This is a genomic window from Shewanella polaris, from assembly GCF_006385555.1.
Taxonomy (GTDB): domain Bacteria; phylum Pseudomonadota; class Gammaproteobacteria; order Enterobacterales; family Shewanellaceae; genus Shewanella; species Shewanella polaris.
Genome location: NZ_CP041036.1, coordinates 3,026,988 through 3,049,977, shown reverse-complemented (window position 1 = coordinate 3,049,977; position 22,990 = coordinate 3,026,988). Strand labels below are relative to the sequence as shown.

18 protein-coding genes and 1 pseudogene are annotated in these 22,990 nt (G+C 40.7%); 16 read left to right on the top strand and 3 right to left on the bottom strand.

From position 1 onward, the window contains the following. Positions 1–24 precede the first annotated feature (24 nt). From fabZ to FH971_RS13230, 7 genes are all read left to right on the top strand, one after another. Positions 25–486, top strand: a complete 462-nt coding sequence (fabZ, locus tag FH971_RS13260; protein WP_140234617.1) for a 3-hydroxyacyl-ACP dehydratase FabZ — start codon at positions 25–27, stop codon at positions 484–486. Next, positions 483–1,253, top strand: coding sequence for an acyl-ACP--UDP-N-acetylglucosamine O-acyltransferase (gene lpxA, locus FH971_RS13255; protein ID WP_140234616.1), 771 nt, complete (start codon positions 483–485; stop codon positions 1,251–1,253). Before fabZ ends, lpxA begins: the two co-directional genes overlap by 4 nt. Before the next feature lie 8 nt (positions 1,254–1,261). Further along, the gene (gene lpxB / locus FH971_RS13250) at positions 1,262–2,410 is read left to right on the top strand and encodes a lipid-A-disaccharide synthase (protein ID WP_140234615.1); all 1,149 of its coding nucleotides are present in this window, start codon (positions 1,262–1,264) and stop codon (positions 2,408–2,410) included. An 18-nt stretch (positions 2,411–2,428) separates the two neighbouring features. After that, a complete protein-coding gene (gene rnhB, locus FH971_RS13245) occupies positions 2,429–3,076 on the top strand; it encodes a ribonuclease HII (protein WP_140234614.1) in 648 nt (215 codons plus the stop codon). A 110-nt stretch (positions 3,077–3,186) separates the two neighbouring features. Then, positions 3,187–6,663 (top strand): DNA polymerase III subunit alpha, encoded by a 3,477-nt coding sequence (gene dnaE, locus FH971_RS13240; RefSeq protein ID WP_140234613.1) that lies wholly within the window; start codon positions 3,187–3,189, stop codon positions 6,661–6,663. 9 nt (positions 6,664–6,672) lie between these two features. Continuing rightward, positions 6,673–8,130: a tRNA lysidine(34) synthetase TilS gene (gene tilS / locus FH971_RS13235; RefSeq protein ID WP_140234612.1), complete on the top strand. Its 1,458-nt coding sequence runs from the start codon at positions 6,673–6,675 to the stop codon at positions 8,128–8,130. Positions 8,131–8,312: 182 nt separating this feature from the next. Further along, positions 8,313–9,860 (top strand): M28 family metallopeptidase, encoded by a 1,548-nt coding sequence (locus tag FH971_RS13230; protein WP_240778503.1) that lies wholly within the window; start codon positions 8,313–8,315, stop codon positions 9,858–9,860. Positions 9,861–9,964: 104 nt separating this feature from the next. On the opposite strand, the gene FH971_RS13225 is transcribed toward FH971_RS13230, so the two are convergent. Further along, positions 9,965–10,798: a class I SAM-dependent methyltransferase gene (locus FH971_RS13225; RefSeq protein WP_140234610.1), complete on the bottom strand. Its 834-nt coding sequence runs from the start codon at positions 10,796–10,798 to the stop codon at positions 9,965–9,967. Positions 10,799–11,328: 530 nt separating this feature from the next. Between FH971_RS13225 and FH971_RS13220 the strand changes: the two genes are divergently transcribed. The 5 genes and pseudogenes from FH971_RS13220 (at position 11,329) to FH971_RS13200 (ending at position 14,932) form a co-directional block, all read left to right on the top strand. After that, positions 11,329–11,541, top strand: a complete 213-nt coding sequence (locus FH971_RS13220; protein ID WP_140234609.1) for a hypothetical protein — start codon at positions 11,329–11,331, stop codon at positions 11,539–11,541. Positions 11,542–11,697: 156 nt separating this feature from the next. Further along, positions 11,698–11,937 (top strand): annotated as a pseudogene (locus FH971_RS13215) (transposase); the annotation flags it as partial. 308 nt (positions 11,938–12,245) lie between these two features. Further along, positions 12,246–13,709, top strand: coding sequence for an LA2681 family HEPN domain-containing protein (locus tag FH971_RS13210; protein WP_140234608.1), 1,464 nt, complete (start codon positions 12,246–12,248; stop codon positions 13,707–13,709). 89 nt (positions 13,710–13,798) lie between these two features. Further along, positions 13,799–14,527 carry a hypothetical protein gene (locus tag FH971_RS13205; RefSeq protein ID WP_140234607.1) on the top strand — a complete coding sequence of 243 codons (729 nt, stop codon included), beginning with the start codon at positions 13,799–13,801 and terminating at the stop codon, positions 14,525–14,527. 168 nt (positions 14,528–14,695) lie between these two features. Then, a complete protein-coding gene (locus FH971_RS13200) occupies positions 14,696–14,932 on the top strand; it encodes a hypothetical protein (RefSeq protein WP_140234606.1) in 237 nt (78 codons plus the stop codon). A gap of 38 nt (positions 14,933–14,970) precedes the next feature. Here the strand turns inward: FH971_RS13200 and FH971_RS13195 are convergent, their stop codons facing one another. Next, the gene (locus FH971_RS13195) at positions 14,971–16,062 is read right to left on the bottom strand and encodes a GNAT family N-acetyltransferase/peptidase C39 family protein (RefSeq protein WP_140234605.1); all 1,092 of its coding nucleotides are present in this window, start codon (positions 16,060–16,062) and stop codon (positions 14,971–14,973) included. A gap of 74 nt (positions 16,063–16,136) precedes the next feature. On the opposite strand from FH971_RS13195, the gene FH971_RS13190 reads away from it, so the two are divergent. Next, positions 16,137–17,588 (top strand): RimK family protein, encoded by a 1,452-nt coding sequence (locus tag FH971_RS13190; RefSeq protein WP_137226578.1) that lies wholly within the window; start codon positions 16,137–16,139, stop codon positions 17,586–17,588. A gap of 110 nt (positions 17,589–17,698) precedes the next feature. On the opposite strand, the gene dgcS is transcribed toward FH971_RS13190, so the two are convergent. Then, positions 17,699–18,571 carry a diguanylate cyclase DgcS gene (gene dgcS / locus FH971_RS13185; protein ID WP_140234604.1) on the bottom strand — a complete coding sequence of 291 codons (873 nt, stop codon included), beginning with the start codon at positions 18,569–18,571 and terminating at the stop codon, positions 17,699–17,701. Positions 18,572–18,732: 161 nt separating this feature from the next. On the opposite strand from dgcS, the gene FH971_RS13180 reads away from it, so the two are divergent. The 3 genes from FH971_RS13180 to FH971_RS13170 all read left to right on the top strand — a co-directional run bounded on the left by FH971_RS13180 (position 18,733) and on the right by FH971_RS13170 (position 22,536). After that, entirely contained in the window at positions 18,733–20,685 is a 1,953-nt protein-coding gene (locus FH971_RS13180) for a monovalent cation:proton antiporter family protein (protein WP_140234603.1), read from the top strand. A 290-nt stretch (positions 20,686–20,975) separates the two neighbouring features. Then, positions 20,976–22,100 carry a HupE/UreJ family protein gene (locus tag FH971_RS13175; protein ID WP_240778305.1) on the top strand — a complete coding sequence of 375 codons (1,125 nt, stop codon included), beginning with the start codon at positions 20,976–20,978 and terminating at the stop codon, positions 22,098–22,100. A gap of 157 nt (positions 22,101–22,257) precedes the next feature. Continuing rightward, positions 22,258–22,536, top strand: a complete 279-nt coding sequence (locus FH971_RS13170; RefSeq protein WP_137226581.1) for a hypothetical protein — start codon at positions 22,258–22,260, stop codon at positions 22,534–22,536. Positions 22,537–22,990 lie beyond the last annotated feature (454 nt).

Genomic DNA, 22,990 nt, shown 5'->3' with positions numbered 1-22,990 from the left:
TCTGCCTTATTTAAGGAATGTAGTGTGTCAAATCAATTAAACACCATGGATATTAAAGAGATACTTAAATATCTGCCTCATAGATATCCATTCTTGTTAATTGATCGTGTGTTAGATTTTACCGTAGGTGAGCAATTACATGCGATTAAAAATGTCACGATTAATGAACCATTTTTTCAGGGACATTTCCCTATACAACCTGTTATGCCTGGGGTTCTAATTTTAGAAGCTATGGCACAAGCAACAGGTTTGCTTGCGTTTAAAACCATGAGCACAGAACCATCTCCTGACGTATTGTATTATTTTGCTGGTATTGATAAAGCGCGTTTTAGACGTGTTGTTGAGCCAGGCGATCAAATACATTTTCACGTTAAAATGATTAAAGAGCGTCGTGGTATCGGTGTGTTTATTGGTGAAGCCTTGGTTGATGGTGAACTGGTTTGTTCAGCTGAAATTATGTGCGCACGTAGAGAGATTGAAAAGTGATAGATAAATTAGCGTTTGTTCACCCAACAGCCAAAATTGGTAACAATGTCACCATTGGCCCTTGGACCTATATTGGTGAAAATGTTGAAATCGGCGATGACACATGGATAAATTCTCATGTAGTGGTCAAAGGTCCAACCGTTATTGGTAAAGGTAATCGTATTTTTCAATTCGCTTCTGTTGGCGAAGAGTGTCAAGACAAAAAGTACGCAGGCGAACAAACTCGCTTAATTATTGGCGACAATAACATTATTCGTGAATCTGTCACGATTCACCGTGGTACCACTCAAGACAAGGGCGAAACTCGCATAGGGTCTAATAACCTATTTATGGCGTATGTTCATATTGCTCATGACTGTCTTGTCGGCAATAACGTTATTATGGCCAATAATGCTTCTATTGCCGGTCATGTGCATATTGGTGATTGGGTTATTTTAGGCGGCATGACTGGCGTGCACCAGTTTGTTCACATTGGTGACCATGCATTTACCGCCGGAGCATCATTGATTTTACAAGACGTACCGCCGTTTGTTATGGCTGCAGGTTCACCCGCGGCTCCGCGTGGCTTAAACCTTGAAGGCTTGAAACGTCGTGGATTTAGTAAAGCAGACCAGCGTGCTATTCTTAATGCTTATAAAACGGTATTTCGTAAGAGCTTAACTATTGAAGAAGCTAATGCGGAATTAAGCAGTGCGGCCGAAAATGACATAAATGTAAAAGCATTTATGGAGTTTATTAACCACTCTGGTCGTGGCATCATTCGATAGAAGACATAATGACTCACACTTCTCAAAAAGTATTTGCCATTGTCGCCGGAGAAATCTCCGGCGATATTTTAGGTGCCGGTTTAGTTAATTCACTTAAACAACGCTATCCAGATGCGCGCTTTATTGGCATTGGTGGCCCTCGTATGCAAGCGCTTGGGTTTGAAAGTTTATTTCCAATGGAAGAGCTTTCGATTATGGGATTAGTCGAGGTGTTATCACATTTACCACGACTGCTGCATATTCGTTCAAGCTTAGTGGAACAAATTACGGAATTAGCGCCAGACTGTTTTATTGGTATTGATGCGCCCGATTTTAACATTGGCCTAGAGCTTAAATTAAAAGCCAAAGGGATCAAAACAGTCCATTATGTCAGCCCGTCAGTTTGGGCTTGGCGTCCAAAACGTATATTTAAAATTGCTAAAGCCACTAATATGGTGTTGTCGTTATTGCCGTTTGAGAAAGCGTTTTACGACCAACATCAAGTGCCTTGTACTTTTGTAGGGCATACACTTGCAGACGACATTCCGATGCACAGTGATAAGCTGGTTGCTCGGCAGTTATTAGGATTAGATCCTAATGCTGAATACTTAGCGATATTACCAGGGTCCAGAGGCGGAGAGCTAAAGCAATTGGCAGAACCGTTTGTCAAAGCGGCTCAATTGGTCAAACAAGCTTATCCAGATATTAAATTTGTCACTCCAGTGGTTAATGATGCTCGTCGTCAACAATTTATTGCTGCGCTTGAGGAGTTTGCTCCCGATTTAGACGTCACTATTATTGAAGGGCAATCTCGCGAAGTGATGGCTGCTGCGGATTGTATTTTATTGGCATCTGGCACCGCGACGTTAGAGGCTATGTTAGTAAAACGTCCTATGGTGGTGTCGTATCGTGTCAGCCAGATTACCTATGCAATAGGTATCCGGATGATGAAAATTAAAAACTTTTCGTTGCCTAATCTACTGGCTAACGAAACCATAGTGCCAGAACTGATGCAAGCTAATTGCCAGCCACAGTTAATTGCCGATGCAGTGATCAAGCAACTCAATCAAGATTTTGCGCCACTAAATGCTCGCTTTGAAAAATTACATCAGTTACTTAAGTGCAATGCCAGTGAACGTGCAGCTGATGCTGTAGTTGCGCTAATTGAAACATCTTAGTGCTGTAGGATAAAACGAATGACTTCTATTAACGCATTACCCGTCGTGATAAAAAATATTACTCCTGAACAAGTTGCCATTATTTCACATGGGCAAGTTGCTGGTGTTGATGAAGTTGGACGTGGTCCATTAGTTGGCGATGTGGTGACTGCTGCGGTGATATTAGACCCGAGTAAACCGATAGTAGGCCTTAACGATTCTAAAAAACTCAGTGAAAAACGTCGTAATGCTTTGTATCAACAGATTATGGATAATGCGTTAAGTGTGAGTGTTGGCCGAGCGAGTCCGGCTGAAATTGATGAGCTGAATATTTTGCATGCCACTATGTTGGCAATGCAGCGCGCAGTGGCTGGATTATCTATTTTACCTGAACGAGTATTGGTAGATGGTAATCGGGTGCCAGAGTTTGGTATTGCTAGCCATGCAATTATAAAAGGCGATGGATTAGTTGCCGCCATCAGCGCCGCATCAATTATTGCTAAAGTGACTCGAGATGCAGAGATGGATACGTTAGACAGTCAATATCCACAATATGGCTTTGCTAAACACAAAGGTTATCCAACCAAGGCACATTTTGAAGCATTAGCCTTGTATGGTGTGTTACCTGAGCATCGTAAAAGTTTTAAACCTGTTGCAGAACGTATTTTGCTTCAGGATACCTTGTAATAAGACCAAGATTAAACGACTTAATCATTGGATAACGTCGCTTAGTTTGCTAGTCTAAATCCCGCATTTTCGTGTTGTTTCATTCATCTTTTTCGAAGAAAAAATAATCTATGTCCGATCCTCGTTTTGTTCATTTGCGTGTCCACAGTGATTATTCAATGTCAGATGGCGTTGCCAAAGTGAAACCTATCATTGCCGCCGCTGAAAATCAGGGGATGGCCGCGATAGCATTAACCGATCAAAACAACTTCTGCGGTTTGGTAAAGTTTTATGGAGCTTGTAATAATGCTGGTATTAAACCCATTGTAGGTGCCGATTTTTGGGTGCAAACCCCAGGTTTTGAGAAAGAATTTTGTGCCTTAACCATTATTGCCATGGATAACGAGGGCTATCAAAATCTGACTCAATTGATCAGTGAAGCCTATCTTCGTGGACATGTCGATAATAGAGTTGTGATAGATCAAGACTGGCTAATCAAATTTAACCGTGGTTTGATCATTCTTTCAGGCGCCAAAGATGGTGACGTCGGTAAGGCATTACTAAAAGGCAATCAACATCAAGTTGAGTCACTGATTACTTTTTATCAACAACATTTTGAAGATCGTTATTATATAGAGCTTATCCGTACTGGTCGTGCACATGAAGAACGCTATTTGCACATGGCGGTTGAGCTAGCATCGGAAAAAGGGTTGCCTGTTGTCGCCACTAACCAAGTGGTATTTTTAAAACAAGATGATTTTGAAGCACATGAAATTCGTGTCGCTATTCATGATGGTTTTACCTTAGTCGACCCACGACGTCCTAAAACCTACAGCGATCAACAATACCTGCGCACCGAAGACGAGATGATCGCCTTGTTTGCCGATATTCCATCGGCCATTCAAAATAGTGTCGAAATTGCTAAGCGCTGTAACGTCACTATTCGTTTACATGAATACTTTTTACCTAATTTCCCGACCGGCGATTTATCGATAGAAGACTTCTTAGTTACTGCCTCAGAAAAAGGCTTAGAAGAACGTCTCGAATTTTTATTCCCTGATCCGCAAGTTCGCCTCGAGAAACGGCCAGAGTATGACGAACGTCTCGAGATTGAACTGAAAGTGATTAACCAAATGGGTTTCCCAGGTTACTTCCTTATTGTGATGGAGTTTATTCAGTGGGGTAAAGACAACGATATTCCAGTCGGTCCAGGTCGTGGTTCTGGTGCGGGTTCGTTAGTGGCATACGCACTAAAAATTACTGATTTAGACCCACTTGAATATGACTTACTGTTCGAGCGTTTCTTGAACCCTGAACGAGTATCGATGCCCGATTTCGACGTCGACTTTTGTATGGACCGCCGTGACGAGGTAATTGATCATGTCGCTGAACTCTATGGCCGTGAAGCGGTATCGCAAATTATTACCTTTGGTACCATGGCAGCAAAAGCTGTGGTACGAGATGTTGGCCGCGTATTAGGTCATCCATATGGCTTTGTTGAACGTCTAACCAAATTAATCCCCGCTGAACCAGGGATGACATTGGCTAAAGCCTTTGAAGTTGAACCCGCGCTTCCTGAAGCCTATGACGGTGATGAAGACGTTAAAGAGCTTATCGACATGTGTCGCCGTTTAGAAGGTGTGACACGTAACGCGGGTAAGCATGCCGGTGGTGTGGTAATTGCCCCCACCCGAATTACAGATTTCGCGCCTTTATATTGCGACGCCGAAGGCTTAAACCCTGTTACTCAGTTTGATAAAAACGATGTAGAAACTGCGGGTTTGGTTAAGTTCGATTTCTTGGGCTTACGTACCTTAACCATTATTGATTGGGCGTTGCAGATGATTAATCCGCGCCAAATTAAAGAAGGTAAAGAACCCGTACGTATCGAAGCTATTCCACTTGCTGATCCTGCCTGTTTTAGATTATTGCAGCGCTACGAAACCACCGCGGTATTCCAGCTCGAATCTCGTGGTATGAAAGACTTAATTAAACGTCTGCAACCTGATTGTTTCGAAGACATGATTGCACTGGTAGCACTGTTCCGCCCAGGTCCTTTGCAGTCAGGCATGGTTGACAACTTTATTGAGCGTAAGCATGGCCGTGAAGAAGTTTCATATCCCGATGCTGAATATCAGCATGAGTCTTTAAAAGAGCTGCTAGCACCCACCTACGGTATTATTTTGTACCAAGAGCAGGTGATGCAAATTGCTCAGGTATTGTCAGGTTACACCCTAGGCGGCGCAGATATGCTGCGTCGTGCAATGGGTAAGAAAAAACCTGAAGAAATGGCCAAGCAGCGTGGCACCTTTAAAGAAGGGGCTATTAATAACGGCATCGATGGCGACTTGTCGATGAAGATCTTCGATTTAGTAGAAAAATTTGCTGGTTACGGTTTTAACAAATCGCATTCAGCTGCCTATGCTTTGGTGTCGTATCAAACCCTGTGGTTAAAAACCCATTTCCCATCGCAGTTTATGGCCGCGGTAATGTCTGCCGACATGGACAACACCGATAAAATTGTCACCTTGGTAGATGAATGTGAGCGCATGGGCTTACCGTTAATTCCGCCAGACGTGAACAAAGGCTTATTTAAATTTACTGTCGATGATGACCTTAATATTGTTTACGGTATTGGTGCGATTAAAGGTGTGGGTGAAGGCCCTGTAGAATCAATTTTAGAAGCACGTAAAGACAGTCCATTTACCGACTTATTTGATTTTTGTGCCCGTGTGGATTTGAAAAAGCTCAACAAACGAGTGATCGAAAAATTGATTTTAGCGGGCGCCTTAGACACGTTAGGGCCGCATCGCGCATCAATGATGGCAACCTTGCCAGAGGCTATTAGTGCCGCAGCACAACACGCAAAAGCAGAAGCCATTGGTCAGCATGACATGTTTGGTTTGCTCAATAGTGAGCCTGAAGACAGTAAGCAAAACTTTGTTCAATGTACACCATGGCCAGATAAAATTTGGCTAGAAGGTGAGCGTGAAACCTTAGGGCTTTATCTTACTGGTCATCCTATCAACCAGTATTTAAAAGAACTTAAGCAATACACTAATGGCCGCTTAAAAGACATTCACCCAACCGAGCGCGGTAAAACCGTTAAAGCGGCGGGATTAGTGGTGGCTACGCGAGTCATGATCACTAAGCGTGGCTCAAAAATGGGTTTAGTCACGTTAGATGATAAAAGTGCCCGTTTAGAAGTGATGTTATTTACCGAACCGTTTGAAAAGTTTGGCCACATGCTTGAAAAAGATCGCATTCTTATTTGTGAAGGTGATGTCAGCTTTGATGATTTTTCTGGCGGCAATCGCATGAACGCGCGCAATATCATTGAAATTGGTGAAGCGCGCAGTCACTTTGCCAAAGCGGTAGAAATCAACGTTCATGGCGATGATGTCACCCCTGATTGGCTAGAAACCTTTGAACAAACATTAACACCGTGGCGTAATGGCGCCGTGCCTGTTGTGATTAACTACACCAAACAACAAGCCAGTGGCAAAATCATGTTAGGTGAAGAATGGCGAGTGAACCCTAGTGATGAATTAATGCTAGCGCTAGAAAGTATGCTTGGTTCAACCAACGTCAAAATCGTGTTTAATTAGGCGATCATCATGATTGAAAAGTCTTCGTTATCAGAGCAAATGAGTGCACAACAACTGTTAAGTTTGCTCGAACAAGCTGTATTACCTCTTTACCAAATGAGTGTAGTTAAAGATGAATCATCGCCTAAGTTAGTACTGGCTTACAGTGGCGGAGTTGACTCAGAGGTGCTGGCGTATGGGTTAAGTGTATTTGCGCAAAAACACCCACATATTGCTTGCCTGCTTATTCATGTTCACCATGGGCTTAGTGCAAATGCCGACACTTGGGTACAACATTGTGTCACCCGAGCAGGGCATTACCAATTACCACTGCAAGTAGAACGAGTTAACGTTGATAAAGGCCCCAGACAAAGTCTTGAGGCACAGGCTCGCGACGCTCGTTATCAAGCATTTGATCGTTACCTTAATCCTGGTGACATTTTGCTAACTGCCCATCACCAAGATGACCAACTCGAAACGCTATTGCTGGCGCTAAAACGAGGCCAGGGGCCAAAAGGATTGGCGGCAATGGGCGTTATGCAAGCGTATAAACAGTCTTGGTTACTTCGGCCGTTATTATCAATAAGCCGTGATCAAATAGAGCAATTTTCCGTTCAATACCACTTAACTCACATTGAAGATGAAAGTAATCAAGACAACAGTTATGACCGTAACTTTCTCCGTTTAGATATTATTCCGCGTTTAAAGCAGCGTTGGCCCAGTATTGCCATCACAGCAGCGAGAAGTGCGGCATTGTGTGCTGAGCAACAACACATTGTTGATGATGAAGTCAGTCATCGCTTACCTCAATGGCTAGTATTGGCCAGTGATGAAAACGCATTAATGACCGAATCAAGCGGGTTTAAGCTCAATGGGTTTGGTCAATTGAGTGCCGCTTGGCAAGCATTACTGTTTCGTGGTTATTTAATTCATTGTGGCGTTAGTTTACCTTCGCAAGCGCAACTACAGCAGATACTGTCACAGCTTTTAGCTGCCAAAGATGATGCTAATGTGACCATTCAATGGGGCGAATATCACGTTAAGCGTTTTGCCCGTGTGGCATACGTACTCAAAAACAGTGAGCTTGAAACGCCACCCTCTAGCCAATTAACGGCTGACTTTATCAGCCTAGTTAATGGCGATAAGGCAGATATGATGTGTGAAATCGGCCAGCATCAATATCATTTAAGCCAACAAACATCTGCTGATATACCTTTATTAGCTTTTCCGCCAACTAACAGCAACATCACGATATGCTTTGGCGCTGTTGGCTCTATAAAATGTTATCCGCAATTTGCCACATCACAACGTCAAAAACCGCGTGAGTTAAAAAAACTGTGGCAAGAATGTAATATCCCACCTTGGCGTCGCCAGCAAATCCCATTGGTTTTTTATGATGACGTATTAGTTGCCGCTATCGGCTTATGGATAGACAAACGTTATTTAGGGCAAGCAGGGCAGCAAGGGATAAGTTTGCCGCTTTTTTAAAGCATCCTTGGGCTTGTGTTAATATCTGGTCTTTATTGGTTATTTCATGAGCAACACGTTCGCTTATTATCCCGTTACATTTTGCTGCTTTCCCTTTGTAAGCTTGCTGTTACAATGATTTTTCTAGTTATTAACAAAGGATGTAGTCTGTGAATACTTTTCGTTTGTTGGCCGTGTTTGGTGTGTTTTTGCTACCAAGCGTAAATGCTACGCCATTTCAATTTGATCAAAAAACCTACCGTCAAGATGTACAAACCCTCGCGAGTGATGAGTTTGAAGGGCGTGGGCCATTGTCCCATGGTGAAAAGCTGACAGTTGAGTATTTAGAAAGTGCATACAAAGCGATGGGACTTGCCCCAGGTTTTGGTGACAGTTACCGTCAAGCTGTGCCAATGGCGAAAATTACTGCCGATCAAACAATGCAACTGACTATGGGTGATGTAGTGTTTAAAAACGGCACTGATTTCACCGCTCGTACAGAGCAAGTGTTACCTCAAGTCAGTTTAGATAACAGCGATGTAGTGTTTGTTGGCTATGGTATTAATGCGCCAGAATATCAGTGGAATGACTACGCCAATGTCGATGTAAAAGGCAAAACAGTGATCATGCTGGTCAATGACCCAGGATTTGCCACCCAAGACCCAGCCATCTTTAAAGGTAATGCCATGACCTATTATGGTCGTTGGACTTACAAATATGAAGAAGCTGCAAGGCAGGGTGCCAAAGCGGTGTTTATTGTGCATGAAACTGCACCAGCAGCTTATGGCTGGAACGTAGTAGAAAACAGCAACACCAATACTAAATACACCTTAGTTGACGAACATAAAAATCAATCACACATTGGCGTTATGGGTTGGATTCAACATCAAACCGCACAAAAGGTGTTTCAGGCAGCAGGGCTAGATTATGACAAGGTAAAATTAACTGCGGCTAAGGCTGGGTTTAAGTCTATTCCTTTAAAGCTTAAAGCTAATCTAGCGGTGAAAAATACCATAGAATTAGCCACCTCATATAATGTCGCTGGGTTATTACCTGGTACAACTCAAGCCGATGAATGGGTGGTCATGCACGCTCATTGGGATCATTTAGGTAAAACCGTTCAAGATGGCAAGACCCGTATTTATAACGGTGCTGTTGATAATGCATCGGGTGTCGCTGGGGTATTACAACTTGCTCGTCATTTTAAACAGCAAAACAAAGCACCAAAACGGTCTATTTTGTTTGCAGCCTTTACCGCAGAAGAAACGGGCCTTATTGGCGCGCAATACTTTGCCGCCCATCCACCAGTGCCTACTAAGCAATTAGTGTCATTTTTAAACATCGACGGCATGAATGTCGGCAAGGGCGTGGATTACATCTTGCGTTACGGCCAAGGCGTCTCAGAGCTTGAAACTTATTTAGATGATGCTACCAAAGCGCAAGGTCGTACTGTAAAAGCCGATCCTCGTCCACAAAATGGCTTAATGTTCCGTTCAGACCACTTTGCCTTAGCCCAACAAGGCGTACCGGGCTTAATGTTTATGAGTTTAGGCGACACCGACCCAGACTACATCGCCCACAAGTACCATCAAGCTGCCGATGACTACGATGCCAGTTGGGATTTAGGCGGGGTAGAGCAAGACTTAGCATTAATCAGCGATATTATTGAAAAGCTAGCCAACAACAACGACTGGCCAAAATGGATCGAAGATTCAGACTTTAAAAAGCGTCGAGCGGAAGACGGTAAGTAATGTCAGTTGGCTATTAAAAAGTGATTAGATAAGCAAAAGGAGGCGAAAGCCTCCTTTTTGGTATTATCGTATAAATGTTAATATTTATACGATAAGTGGGTTAGCTATTCCACTATATCACTGGTTTTCCACCACATGACAAAAGAACGGGTGGGACAAAATAATTTCCAACGATTATCTTCGGTCGCGGTAAGATGTTTATCAATATTTTGATGAAATAGATGCCCAACATCTTGTTGAATATTACCCATAAACGTTAAATCATCATAGGCTTCTTGCTTGGTGTTATAGATAGCCTCAAAACCATCATCAAGGATTAACACATTTGGTTCTGCGCCCATGTCGTAAAGCATATTGTAAGTAATGTTATAACTAAATGCTCTGTCCTTTGTTGTTTTGCTTCTTTTAGCATTGGGAATCATACCTTCTAGAAACTCAAAATGAATCTGTTTTAAACTCGGCGCATTGGCAAATGCGATGATAATGGCATATTTTCTGGCAATTTTATTGAGCTTTTTTAAATCGGCTAAACCGACTGAACGGGAAGCTATTGCTATATCATGGATGCCTATTTGTTCTAAAGCATCTTCAGCTTCCCAATCTTGTAATAGCGGTTTGATATTATCAACACCTGCATTTTTAGCGTTTTTCATACAGCGGGCTAACATATTAGGAAAGGCATCCACAGCCGTTACTTGGCGAGCTCTGTGAGCTAATGGCACAGATAAACGACCCGGGCCACAACCAATATCGACAACGGTATCACTTGCTTCAATAGGCATACAGGCGACTTGCTGTTCGCTAAAACGTGCTTCAAGACGGATCATTCCATCATACATTTCGGCAAACTCATCCCAATTCAATAGAAACTCACTTTCTGGTCTCTTTTTTTTAGATAAGCGCTTATGTAGCAATTGCCAATTGATTAAACTTTGCATTATTAATACCTTATATCCACCGATATTGAATTTTATCTCTAGTAGACTTGATATAAAACGAATAAAAGTAACGCTAGCTCAAAAAATTGAAAAATAAGAACGTTAACTTTATCGAGTTAAGCTCTGGAGGTGATGCTTATTAGCTGATACATATGAGCTGATCTTCAACGTCCTCAAGTTCAGAGTTGAACTTGGACATTTTAGAGTCAAAAAATTAACTCTCTTATATCTCATTTTGTGTTAGTTAAGTTTATCAGGATAAAAATAATAATCAGTCAATGGAAAGTGAAATACTTTAAATCTCACCTTAAAAGGTGTAATCAGAACAGACAATTAGCCGAAAGGTTGTACAAAATACCACTACCGTTAAAAAGCAAATTCCTATAGCATAAAATATACAGATTAATATGGATATGGCATCGGCCAAGCCTAACAAGCGATTTATGCCTTGCAAGCAGCGCAACGCATAAATACTAAAACGTTATGTGTTTAAGATTATTCTCAGTAAATTCACGGATGAGGAGTCTAAAATGAAATTAAACAATAAACTAAATCGAGCGCAGCTTGGTGCTGTAACCTTATGCTTAGGAACTTCACTTGGTATGTCTATATTCGTTGGGAGTTCATCGCCTTTCATAGGATTAATGTTTGGTATAATTACAATTGGTGTTTATGTCATGATTATTTCTGGAAAGTGGGGTACAAAACACACATTTAGAAAGTGGAGTGCAAAAAACAAATAACTAATAAGGATAGGCAGTGAGAAGCCGCGTCCTAATTTAGTGGTGCCATCCATGGCCAGCTCACGCTATTTTCTTCAACGTCCTCAAGTTCAAAGTTGAATCACACCAATTGCAAGCAAGATAAAAATATGAAGATCTAACTATATTGGTTATTAAAACATCCCAATTGGACTGATGTTCAGCGTTAAAGATTATATTGTGTTGGTGGAAGATTCTGGGCGAATTATTCGAGAAGACAAACGCGGTGCAATTAGCTCAACTAGCCAAGATATTCTCAATAGACTCAATATTCCTGCTGACAACAGGCTAAAAATCACTACTGAGTTTGATTCATTATTCAAAGGTGCAGTAGGGGCTTTACCTGCATTAACGGAATGTTGCGAACATCTAGAGTGAAAGCGAAGATAAGGTGAATCAAACAGCCAACGCTGGTTGTGTGCTTAAGGCTTAATTTCAAAACTAGAACTAACACTAAAAAATAACTTGATTGCCAGCTTGGTATCAATCAAGCCACTAGTGCTGTGCTGGATCTGCCGCATTGCTCACCATTTTCCATCTAGCGCTCAGTTTGTTGGTAATTCTCATTCAATTTATACATTTGAATAGAGCAGAAGGTTAACGCAATTAAACTTAAAAGCAGTTATGTTAATTATCATAAAAATGGATGGCATGATTAATCTCATCATATTTAATCGAGAGGGAATATGAACGAATGGAATGAACCGATCGCCTCTTTTGCAAAAAATATTGATACTTGTATTGAGTGTGGTGATATTGACTCCCTAACTAGATTTAGTGATGAAATAAAGAAAATTATTTCTGATGAAAGTGAAGCTCCTGATTTTGTAAAGAGCGTTTTGACCTACTATCTAGCCAATATATATCAACATTTAGGTGTGACAGAAACAAACAGATGGAATAATTCAAATTATGGCAATGCTATTATTTGTCATAGGAAATTCTATCGATATTCGAATCTTGCGCATGAATTACTTCCTCAAGTAGAAGTAAACCATGCAAACACGCTACAAACATTGTATAGAACCTTTGAAGCTATTCCTCTTTGGAAAAAAGGGGTTTCTTACTATGGTGATGCCGAAGAAGTTGGATTATATAGGCTTGCAGCTGGTTTACTTTGGATTTCTCACTACTTATATGATGAAGAGCACATTTATTATTACCAGCTATATGCATACAACTATGCAAAGAAACTTCTAGCTAAAGATAACATTTATCATGAAGGTATTAAGGACGGAATCAAAATTGATTCAGGCTCGGAGGTTGCTCTCTTCCTACAACATGTTCAAAATTCATTTGATGCTGATCCAGATTTATTCGCTCATTCGTACAAACCTGATTATTCAAAAGAAGAAGTAAAATATCGAAGCTGGTGTAAGGATAATGTACTGTTCATAAACCCATTGAATGATCTCGAAAGTGCATGGGTTGTAGACCATGATGTTCTCAACTTCCCATCATATAGCACCCCTGTTTTTGAAGGCCCATATCTATCAGCGTCATTTTCATCAATGAAAAACGAGTATTGCTATAACCGGCATTTATTTTACGAAGGATTGAATAGAAAATACGTACAATTTACTGATAAAGATAAGTACCTTACAGACACACAGGACGGCGTAATCTACGAAGGATACATTGAAAAAATAAAGAGTGCTCTGAAAGGCTGTTTTAGTGTACTGGACAAAATATCAAGACTCTTAGACAAATACTATGAATTAAACAGTTCTAAGATTGCATTTAATAGGCAATGGTTTGATCAGCAGAAAAAATTAAAAGACCAGAATAATCCATTTTTAACTGCATTATTCTGGTTAAGTAAGGACTTTACTCAGCATGATGAGGATAAGAGAAGACCTTCTTATTGGTTGGACGATTCAGCTTTTGAAGTTAGGGAATTACGCAATGAACTTGAGCATGGCTGGGTTAGGGTTGTGAGCCCTGATTATGAAGGATTCTCTACATGGAAAAATGACCACGATTATGCGTATATAATTACAAGTGACGAACTCAACAATAAAGGAATGCATGTTTTCAAACAAACCAGAAATGCATTAATATACTTGTGCTTAGCTATTAACTATACAGAAAAATCTACAAAAAACGATGGTAAATCGGTTACTTTATCAAGTAAAGTACCACTCATTTAACGTTGCTCTATCAAGTAAATCTAGGTGACGCCTACGCAGCACCTGATTTAGGCGATACATATTTGGGGTGTTGTGTATATGGTTAGTTTATGAGTACATTATCGGCTATAGAAAAATCCCTTAAAGATCATGACCTATCAGATATTTCTGGTAGTCCTTTCGATAATGCATTTGAGGTTTTTGATAACGAAAAGGATGACATTAATCTAATTTTGTTAGGTACAAATGGCAATATGACTGACGCTATCAAAAATAATATTGAGTGGGTTAGAGAAAGAGCTAAAAATCCTACATATAGCCATTTAATCTCTGGTGACTGGGGACAATCTCCATTAAGGAAAGAGTTAATAAAAGTACCCGAAATACTGAATGAATTTTTTGGATTTAATAAGTTTTCATTGTCTAGAATGGTACTAACTAACGGGCTATTATTAGCTTCTGAAGGAGTTGGTGACATAAAAATAAAATTTAACTCTTTAAGTAGAGATACATCAAAATTTATTAAAATTAGAGATTTAGTTCATTCATCAATGAGTTTTTTTAATGATTATGTCATCCAAAATTCTAGTCCGGAAATAATATTTGCTTATGGTAATTCAGAGCAAGGTCACTCTGCTTGGAAGTATTTAAGAAGCTATTACCCTGAAATAAAGGGCAAAATTTTAATTCCTATTAAGTCAACAAGTTATAAGTTCTGTTCATTAAATATTAATGACAGGGAAGTTTTTATAATTGGCTCTCCTCACCCTTGCTTCCACTATAACAAATTAAATAAAAGCTTAATTAAACAAGGTTTAAAAGAATTAGGTGCTATTTAAAAATGTATAATTCAACTCTGGACTTGAGGCCGTTGAAGAAAATAACGTGAGCTAGCCAAGGATGGCGAGCTAGCTTTAGAGGGGAAGGGACGCCCCATCTAAAGCGTTAGCATTTTCGAATAAGGCCGAAGCAGGCGAATGATGAGGTTAAAAGCTGGATCAATCCCCATGGCGACCTTTTCGCTGTTTGAAAATGTTGCGGGGCGGCTGGGAGTTCCAAGAGGGAACAGCCGTTGGTTTCCTCTTGGTCTGGTGTGGGCGAAGCGCCACGACGTTAATGGCCGCTGGCCATATACAAAAGATAAAAGAAACAGCTGGATCCTTGTTCAACAGCACTACCAGAACTACAGTAAATTTAGCCTGATCAAGGTGCAACCTTGCGATCTCAATTCAAACGCAGTTTGAAAAGTCAGTTGTGGCCGCAGGCCATAAAAAAACCATCGTTATGATAAAGACTTAACCACTAAACAAGACACCAACTTCTGTTTCCCATACTGCATCACTTGCGCCAGTTCAGACTGACTAATCGGTACATACGCCGCATTAATCGCATCCTTTTGTGCTTCAACAAACGGGTCGTGAATAAACATAAACTGCTCGTTGTAACCGCTTAATACCACCCAATGCGGGCCTTTCTCGCCATTAAAGCGATAAGTACTTATCATCAGCAAAACGGCATAACCACAATCTATCCAATTACGAAGTTGAGCCAAACTTGGCGAGGTATTATGGATCTCAATACCTTGTGCAGCCAATTGTTGGCAAAAATCGTCATGCACAATCGTGATGACTTCTTTTTTATTACTATCACGTACGCTATCAATAAAAGGGACTGACGTTGATTGGCTGTACATCTCAATCTGTAAGCCACGTTTAATCGCCGCCAACGCCAAACCATGAACACTGCAACCACCATGACCGCTGGTCATAAAAATAGTGGTGGCTTCGCGCCAAATGCTCAGTTCATCAACTCGACTTGGTTGATATTGCGGTTTAATAGCACTCATGGCCATCATTAAGCAGGCTGCGCCACAGGTGAATGGTGTGGTTTGTATATATAATGGCATCTTAATCACTTTGCTTGGCCCTGGAGGGTCTAAGCGTTTGTGCATGCGTACGCCATCGGCCAAGTCGTCATAATAATGCACTAAGGTTTTTAGGACTTTATAACCCATTTTCAAATAAAGATTTTTTGCGGCGATATTGTCGTTTCGCACTTCTAGGCGTAATGTAATGAAACCACGCTCGACCACGGTGTGCTCACATTGTGTGACCAGTTCAAAGGCAATATTGCGGCCTCTAAATTCGCTAGCAACGGCAATAGAGTACAGCCTAGCTAGCCGAGTGCCACGATGAAACAACACTAGGGCATAGCCTGCCAGTGTACCGTCTATTTCTACCACTAATAAGCTGTCTAGTGGCGAATTAATGAAACGTTTCATCTGCCGTGAACTGATTTTATCACCGCTAAATGCATTATTTTCGATGTGGTTTAGTTGTGGTAAATCGCTGGGGATAGCTTGACGAAGCAGCATGAGTCGGCTCGAGTTGGCAAACATGATAGTGGCTTAATTTACGCGCTAAACCGCACAAGAGGCAACAGATATTTATGGCTCATTTTTTAATTGTCACCGACGATGTTAATGATTGGCGTCCTTATTTACCCAGTGACCATATGGTCACGGTTCATGATTATTTAGAAATGGGTGCATTTGCAGATCAAAGTGCCATGCAAGTGATTAACTTGTGTCGCAGTTATGACTATTTAAGTACCGGTTATTACTGCTCGCTCATGGCTGAAGCTCGCGGTCATAGGGTGATCCCTAGGGTAATGACCATTAATGATTTATCTCAAGACCGTTTTTTTAGTTTGCCGCAATCAGACTTAGATAAGCTACCAGATACGGTGAATGAAGTGACCATGAAGCTGTTTTTTGGCTATTGTGATAATCCATCACTGGAGAAGCTTGCGCGTAAAATATTTGAACGTTTTACCGTGCCTGTATTGCAGGTGAGTTTGTTAAAAATGTCAGGGAAATGGCAAGTTAATACCATTGAGCCTGCGGCGTTTCAAGACTTAACCGACTCAGAACAAGATTTATTTGCCAAGTATCTTGAAGTGTTTTCGCAAAAAGTGTGGCGTTTACCGAAACCGTCGAAACGTTATCGTTACGAAATTGCCATGTTGGTGGATGAGCATGAAAAAATGTTGCCATCAAACAAAGGCGCACTCAAGCTATTTACTAAGTCAGCTAATCGTATTGGTATGGATTTGGTCCAAATAGGATCTCATGATCTGGCTCGGTTAAGCGAATTTGATGGTTTATTTATTCGCTCAACCACCAATATCAGCAACTTTACCTATCGGTTTGCTAAAGCCGCAGAGCAACTTGGGTTGGTGGTAATGGACGATCCTGAATCCATTATGAAGTGTACTAATAAGGTATTTTTAACCGAGCTATTAAATAAACATAAAGTGCCTGTACCCAAAAGTTTAATCTTTAAAGCCTCAGATAAAAACTGGGCCGATAATGTTATTGATACCATCGGCTTACCGATTGTGCTTAAAGTGCCTGATGGCGCATTTTCGCTCGGGGTGGTTAAAGTGAAAGACCGTGAAACCTTACTTGAACAAGCTGCTATAATTTTTGAACACAGTGCGTTAATTTTAGCCCAAGCGTTTATGCCAACCGATTATGATTGGCGTATCGGGGTGTTAAATCGTCAACCTATTTATGCCTGTCGTTACTTTATGAGTCGCGGCCATTGGCAGATTTACCAACATCATCAAAGTGGCCGCGTAAGCAGTGGTGATTTTGACTGTATCGATTTGAAAATGGTGCCGCAAAATATTGTTGATGCAGCGGTAAAAGCGTCTAATTTAATTGGTGCAGGATTGTATGGTGTCGATTTAAAAGAAATAGACGGTAAAGCTTATGTGATTGAAGTGAACGACAATCCAAGTATTGACCATGGCGTCGAGGATTTGTTTTTAGGTGACTTAGTTTATGATCGCGTAATGACGGAGTTTTTAAGGCGTATTCAACTGCGTGGAATGTAATGTCATTTTAATGCAGATATTAAAGACCTTATTGATTGATATAAGGTCTTTTTTTACAATTAGTTGTCAGTTTGGATGGAAACTTTTATGTTATTTATCCCGAGCTCAGGTTATTTATCGCAGATTCGATAACAATTGCGACCAGCTGCTTTTGCTGCATACATTGCTTTATCTGCTCGCTCATATAAATCTTCAACCTCTTGCTGCGGTAACGACTCCGCAACGCCGAAACTGCATTGAATGTTATATTCGGTGAGTTCAGCATGTTTTGGCATCATTTCTATAATACGTTCGCATACATTTGCCGCCGCGTGGGATCCGCCTTGGGTAATTATGACAAATTCGTCACCACCGATCCTGAAAGCTTGGTCGGTATTACGAATGGCCTGATTGATTAACTCTGCAAAACCAACTAATACAAAATCACCCACTTTATGGCCGTGTACATCATTAAGTTGTTTAAATTTATCTAAATCTAAAACAATTAACGACACTTGCCCTTGCCGGCGATTGACTCGTGCTAATGCAATATCAATAGCTTGCCGATAATAATAACGGTTACCTAAGTTAGTTAATGCGTCAAACATGGCTTGATTTGACATATTTTGATACTTTAACGCATTATTTAACGGCTGAACTAACACACTTTCAAGTCGTTCTAATGTTTGTTTTTGTGACGGCGTGAGGGGTACTGATAACTGATATGTTATGTAAAACATATCATTAACAGTACGTTGTAGTTCAATACCGTAGTGACGTCCCCAAACAAATTTTTGTTTATCTAGGGTCAACTGCACTCCTTTGACAGGCAAATGTTGTCCTAGGGTTTTGCCAAAACAGGCAAAAACTGTCCGAGGATCTAAACTTCCATGTAGTTGTTGAATTACTTGAATAAGGTCTAATTCAGATTCCGTATTCAAGTAAGTGTCTGAACGATACCAGTAATCCTCAGGATATAATTCTGTTGCTATTGAAAAATCCATTGTATTTGTTCCAGTACGTGACAACTAATTACTATGTTAATAGCAATAATCGTGCCTATGAAAATTTTTCTATAGTTATTAATTGGTTATTGTTTTACTGTAGTAGAATTAAAACGTTTAATTCCCTTTCGACAGTTTTTTGACAAGGAGCCTAATCCCGAATGGAACACAGCATTTTTATCCATATTTTGTTGATGCTTGTGATTGCTATTGTGGCGATTGCATTGTTACGTAGACTTGGCTTGCCAGCTATTTTAGCTTATTTGTTGACCGGGGTTGTGAGTGGCCCCAATGGTTTCCATTGGTTTACCCAGTTACAAATGCAATCAGTGGCTGAGTTAGGTGTTGTACTGTTAATGTTTACCCTCGGCCTTGAGTTTTCAGTACCTCGATTGTGGGCAATGCGTCGCACCGTTTTTGGTTTGGGTAGTGCACAAATGCTGTTAACGGCTTTTGTGGCTGGCGGTATTGCTATGTTGGTTGGGCAAAACTTAGTCGCTGCAGTGGTGATTGGGTCTGCTATCGCGCTATCGTCGACAGCCATTGTGTTGAAGTTGCTTAATGAACTGGGTTGGTTAAGACGAAAGCATGGCGAGCTGTCGGTTAGTGTGTTGTTATTTCAAGATTTAGCGGTAGTGCCGTTATTGATTTTAATGCCGCTGTTAGCCAAAGGCGGTGCTGAAATGAGCTTCAACAATATCGCCTGGGGATTACTCACCGGTATTTTGGCCTTTTTAGGATTAATGTCATTTGGTAAATGGATATTGCCGCGGATTTTTGACGAAGTGGCACGCTCACGTTCAAATGAGTTATTCGTGTTATCAACCTTGGTTGTAGCCCTAGTGACCGGCGCATTTACCCAATGGCTTGGGTTGTCGATGGCATTAGGGGCTTTTATTGCGGGGATGTTGTTGGGTGAAAGTCAGTATCGACGTCAGTTAGAAGCTGACATTAGGCCATTTCGTGATTTATTAATGGGCTTATTTTTTATCTCTATTGGTATGCTGTTAGATTTCAATTTAGTGATGCAATATTGGTGGCAAGTATTATTGATTTTGGTCGGCGTGGTGTTAACTAAAATATTGATCGTGCATGGTTTGCTTAAACTTGTGGGCGAAAATACCAAGGTATCGCTCAGTACCGCAATCAGTCTAGGCCAAGTTGGTGAGTTTAGTTTTGTATTGTTAGCATTGGCGGTAAATTATCAATTACTCGAAACCGAAGTGAGTACTGTGTTAGTTGCGGTGGCGGTGATTTCGATGTCGATAGCACCTTGGTTGATCCGTCATAGCGTTGATATTGCCAAAAAGGTCAGCGGCAATAGATTGTCTTCTAAACAAGAAGCAATAGAGAGAGCATTGCCTCCTTCTGATAGCAGTGATGCAGTTCTTATTTTAGGTTATGGCCGTGTAGGACAAACCATTGCCCGTTTTTTAAAAACTGAAGCCGTGCCTTACATGGTAATGGATTTAGATCCTACTCGGGTGACAGAAGCGAGGGCTGCGGGTGAAAATATTCATTTTGGTGATGCCTGCAGGATGGCGCTATTAAAGAATATGGGCATACGCCAAGCCAGTTTAGTAGTAGTGACGTTTTGCGAACCCAGACAATCCGAAGAGTGTTTAGCCGTGGCGCGTAAGCTTGCTCCTGACGTAAAAATATTGGTGCGTACTCGTGATGATAGTAATTTGCATGAGCTTAAAGACGCGGGTGCCACGCAAGTTATTCCAGAGTCGCTCGAAGGTAGTTTGATGTTGGTCTCGCAAGTGTTGTACAAATGTGGCGTACCATTACCTCGTATCATTAAACGCCTTGAGTCTGAGCGGCGTAATCACTATCAATATCTACATGGCTTTTTCTCGGGAACTGAAACTGATTTCACCTTGGATTTATTGCACGCGGTGTCATTGGCTTCTGGAGCCAGTGCGGTAGGTAAAAAAGTTGCCGATATTCCGTGGCAAACTTTGGATGTAGAGCTACGTGCTGTACGCCGTAAAGGGGAGGAAATAGATCCGCCACCACCAGAGTGGGTGTTAACTCGTAATGATATTTTAATGCTGGTGGGTAAACCGCGCAGTATTGAGAAAGCGGAAGAATATTTACTCCAAGGCTAAGGACTGTTGATTATCTTAGAAACACCATAGCGAACCTATGGTGTTTTTTTATAGGTTTGTTTAATGCATTGATGTTTTATAATTGACTTCCTAGGTTGTTTATCCACATTTTTTGTAAACGTTAATAAGTACTTTACTGAATAACAATAATCTGGCAGGTAGAAGCTTTTGTATAACTGATTGTTTTAATAGCAAGCTAAAGCATTGTTGGGTCGCGCTATTAATGATAAAACGTTAGTATTACTCGCCGTCATCTTTGTCTCGAAAACATAGTCTGTAAGGACCCTTTAGTGAAACGATATAGACAATTCCTTAAGTTGTTCACCAGCAGTGTATTATTGCTTTCGATATTATTTTGTTATAGCAGTTTTGCCCATCAAATGAGCACCAGTTATTTGTCCGTTAACGTGGATAAACAAGGGCAAATACAGGGGACTTGGCAAGTGGGATTTTTTGATATCAATCAAATTGTTCCTATGGATGATAACCAAGATGGCGAGATCACTTGGGCAGAATTACAAGCCAATCATGTGGCTATGGTTGATTATTTACAATCTTCTTTAGCCATTGGTCGACAACAAGATTGTCCGCTGACTTTTAAAGACGCCCAACAAATTGATCAGCATTTTAATGAAGGCTATTTAGTCGCCTCGTTTCAAGCTGAGTGTAATAGTTCGGGGGTGTTATCCATCAATGATCAAGCCTTTTTTGATATTGATCCCGATCATCAAGTGATTGTGACTATTACCGCGCCCGATCATCAATACGCTCGTGTAATCAATAACGATAAGCCAACAATATTGGTTAATTTAGGTGAAAGTCAGGCCAGCGCTACGTTTACTGAATATGTTTATCAAGGCATGATTCATATTTGGAAAGGCACAGATCATATTTTATTTTTGCTGGCATTGTTGCTCACTTGTGTATTGGTTCGAGAACAAAAAAAATGGCATGCAATCGATAACCCGAAACAAATTTTTAAAGATACCGCGTGGATTGTTACCGCATTTACGTTAGCGCATTCAGTCACGTTAACGGCCACTGCGATGGGAGTCCTTAATTTCAGTAGCCATTGGGTTGAGCTTGGCATCGCATTGTCGGTGTTGTTTGCCGCCTTAAATAATGTGTGGCCAATTGTATTGCGATTAGGTTGGATCACTTTTGCGTTTGGCTTATTACACGGCATGGGATTTGCTGGAGTATTAGGTGAACTTGGATTGCCTGAAAATCAAAAATTATTAGCAATCTTAGCATTTAATGTTGGCGTTGAAATAGGCCAACTGGCTATTTTAGCGGCAGTTTTGCCGTTATTAATATTTATTCGTCATACCCTCTGGTATCGAAACTGGGGGATGCAACTTGGCTCGGTCGCGATTGGATTGATGGCAATACAATGGTCTGTTGAGCGTTTTTAGTGAGTCATTAATTTTTTCATAGTAACCATTTTACATGGCTGTTACTTTTTAACGTGATTGATCGAATAAGATTTTTGAACGTGTTGGTATAGGTAAATAGAGGCGTTAAATGATTGTGTTTAGTTGGGTTGTTTTATCAATAATAACAATGAGTTTTTTGATATATAAATTGAATATGATGACCCAAGGTATTTGCCAATATATTCAGCTTTACTATCCTGACGAGTATCAACGTTGCCATGACATGAGCAGTAAAATGGAGCAGGCACAAAAGTATACTCAAATTCTGTTGATGGAGTCGTTTCATTCTGGTCATTTATCATTGTTGCAAGATCCTGCTTTACAGCGGTTAAGACATCAATTAACTCGCTTAAAAACCTTGTTTTTACTTTCGCCTTTTTTATTGATGATTGTGATTACCATAATCACCTATTGATGGCGCGAATGGGTTAAGTGTGAAATTTTTGTTTGTTTTAGGGCCTGTTGATCTTTCAAGGTTGTTTTTGCAGCGAATTGTTGGTCATTTGTACAAGGCAGAGACTTTGTGGTGTAGTTATTCTACATAAAAAGTCGATAACGCAGTAAAAATGACCAACAAACGCTGCCCGAAGGGTTCGGCTAAAAACGTTTTACTCTTTGTTGAGCTAATTTAGCTTAGATTGCTAGGCAGCAATCCGCTCGCCTCGATTAAAATGTTTTTATCTCGAACAAAATTTAACCTGCAAAGATCAACAGACCCTAGGGATCGACAGTCGATTTTTAATCTTGGTGTACTTTAGCTAAGCCACAGCTGCGCGATTGCGTTATTAGTTGAGTTTTTTGCTCGAAACATCAGCAAAGCCTAGATATTATCTGCTTTCTTCCATAGAATGGTAAGTTAACTTTTTATC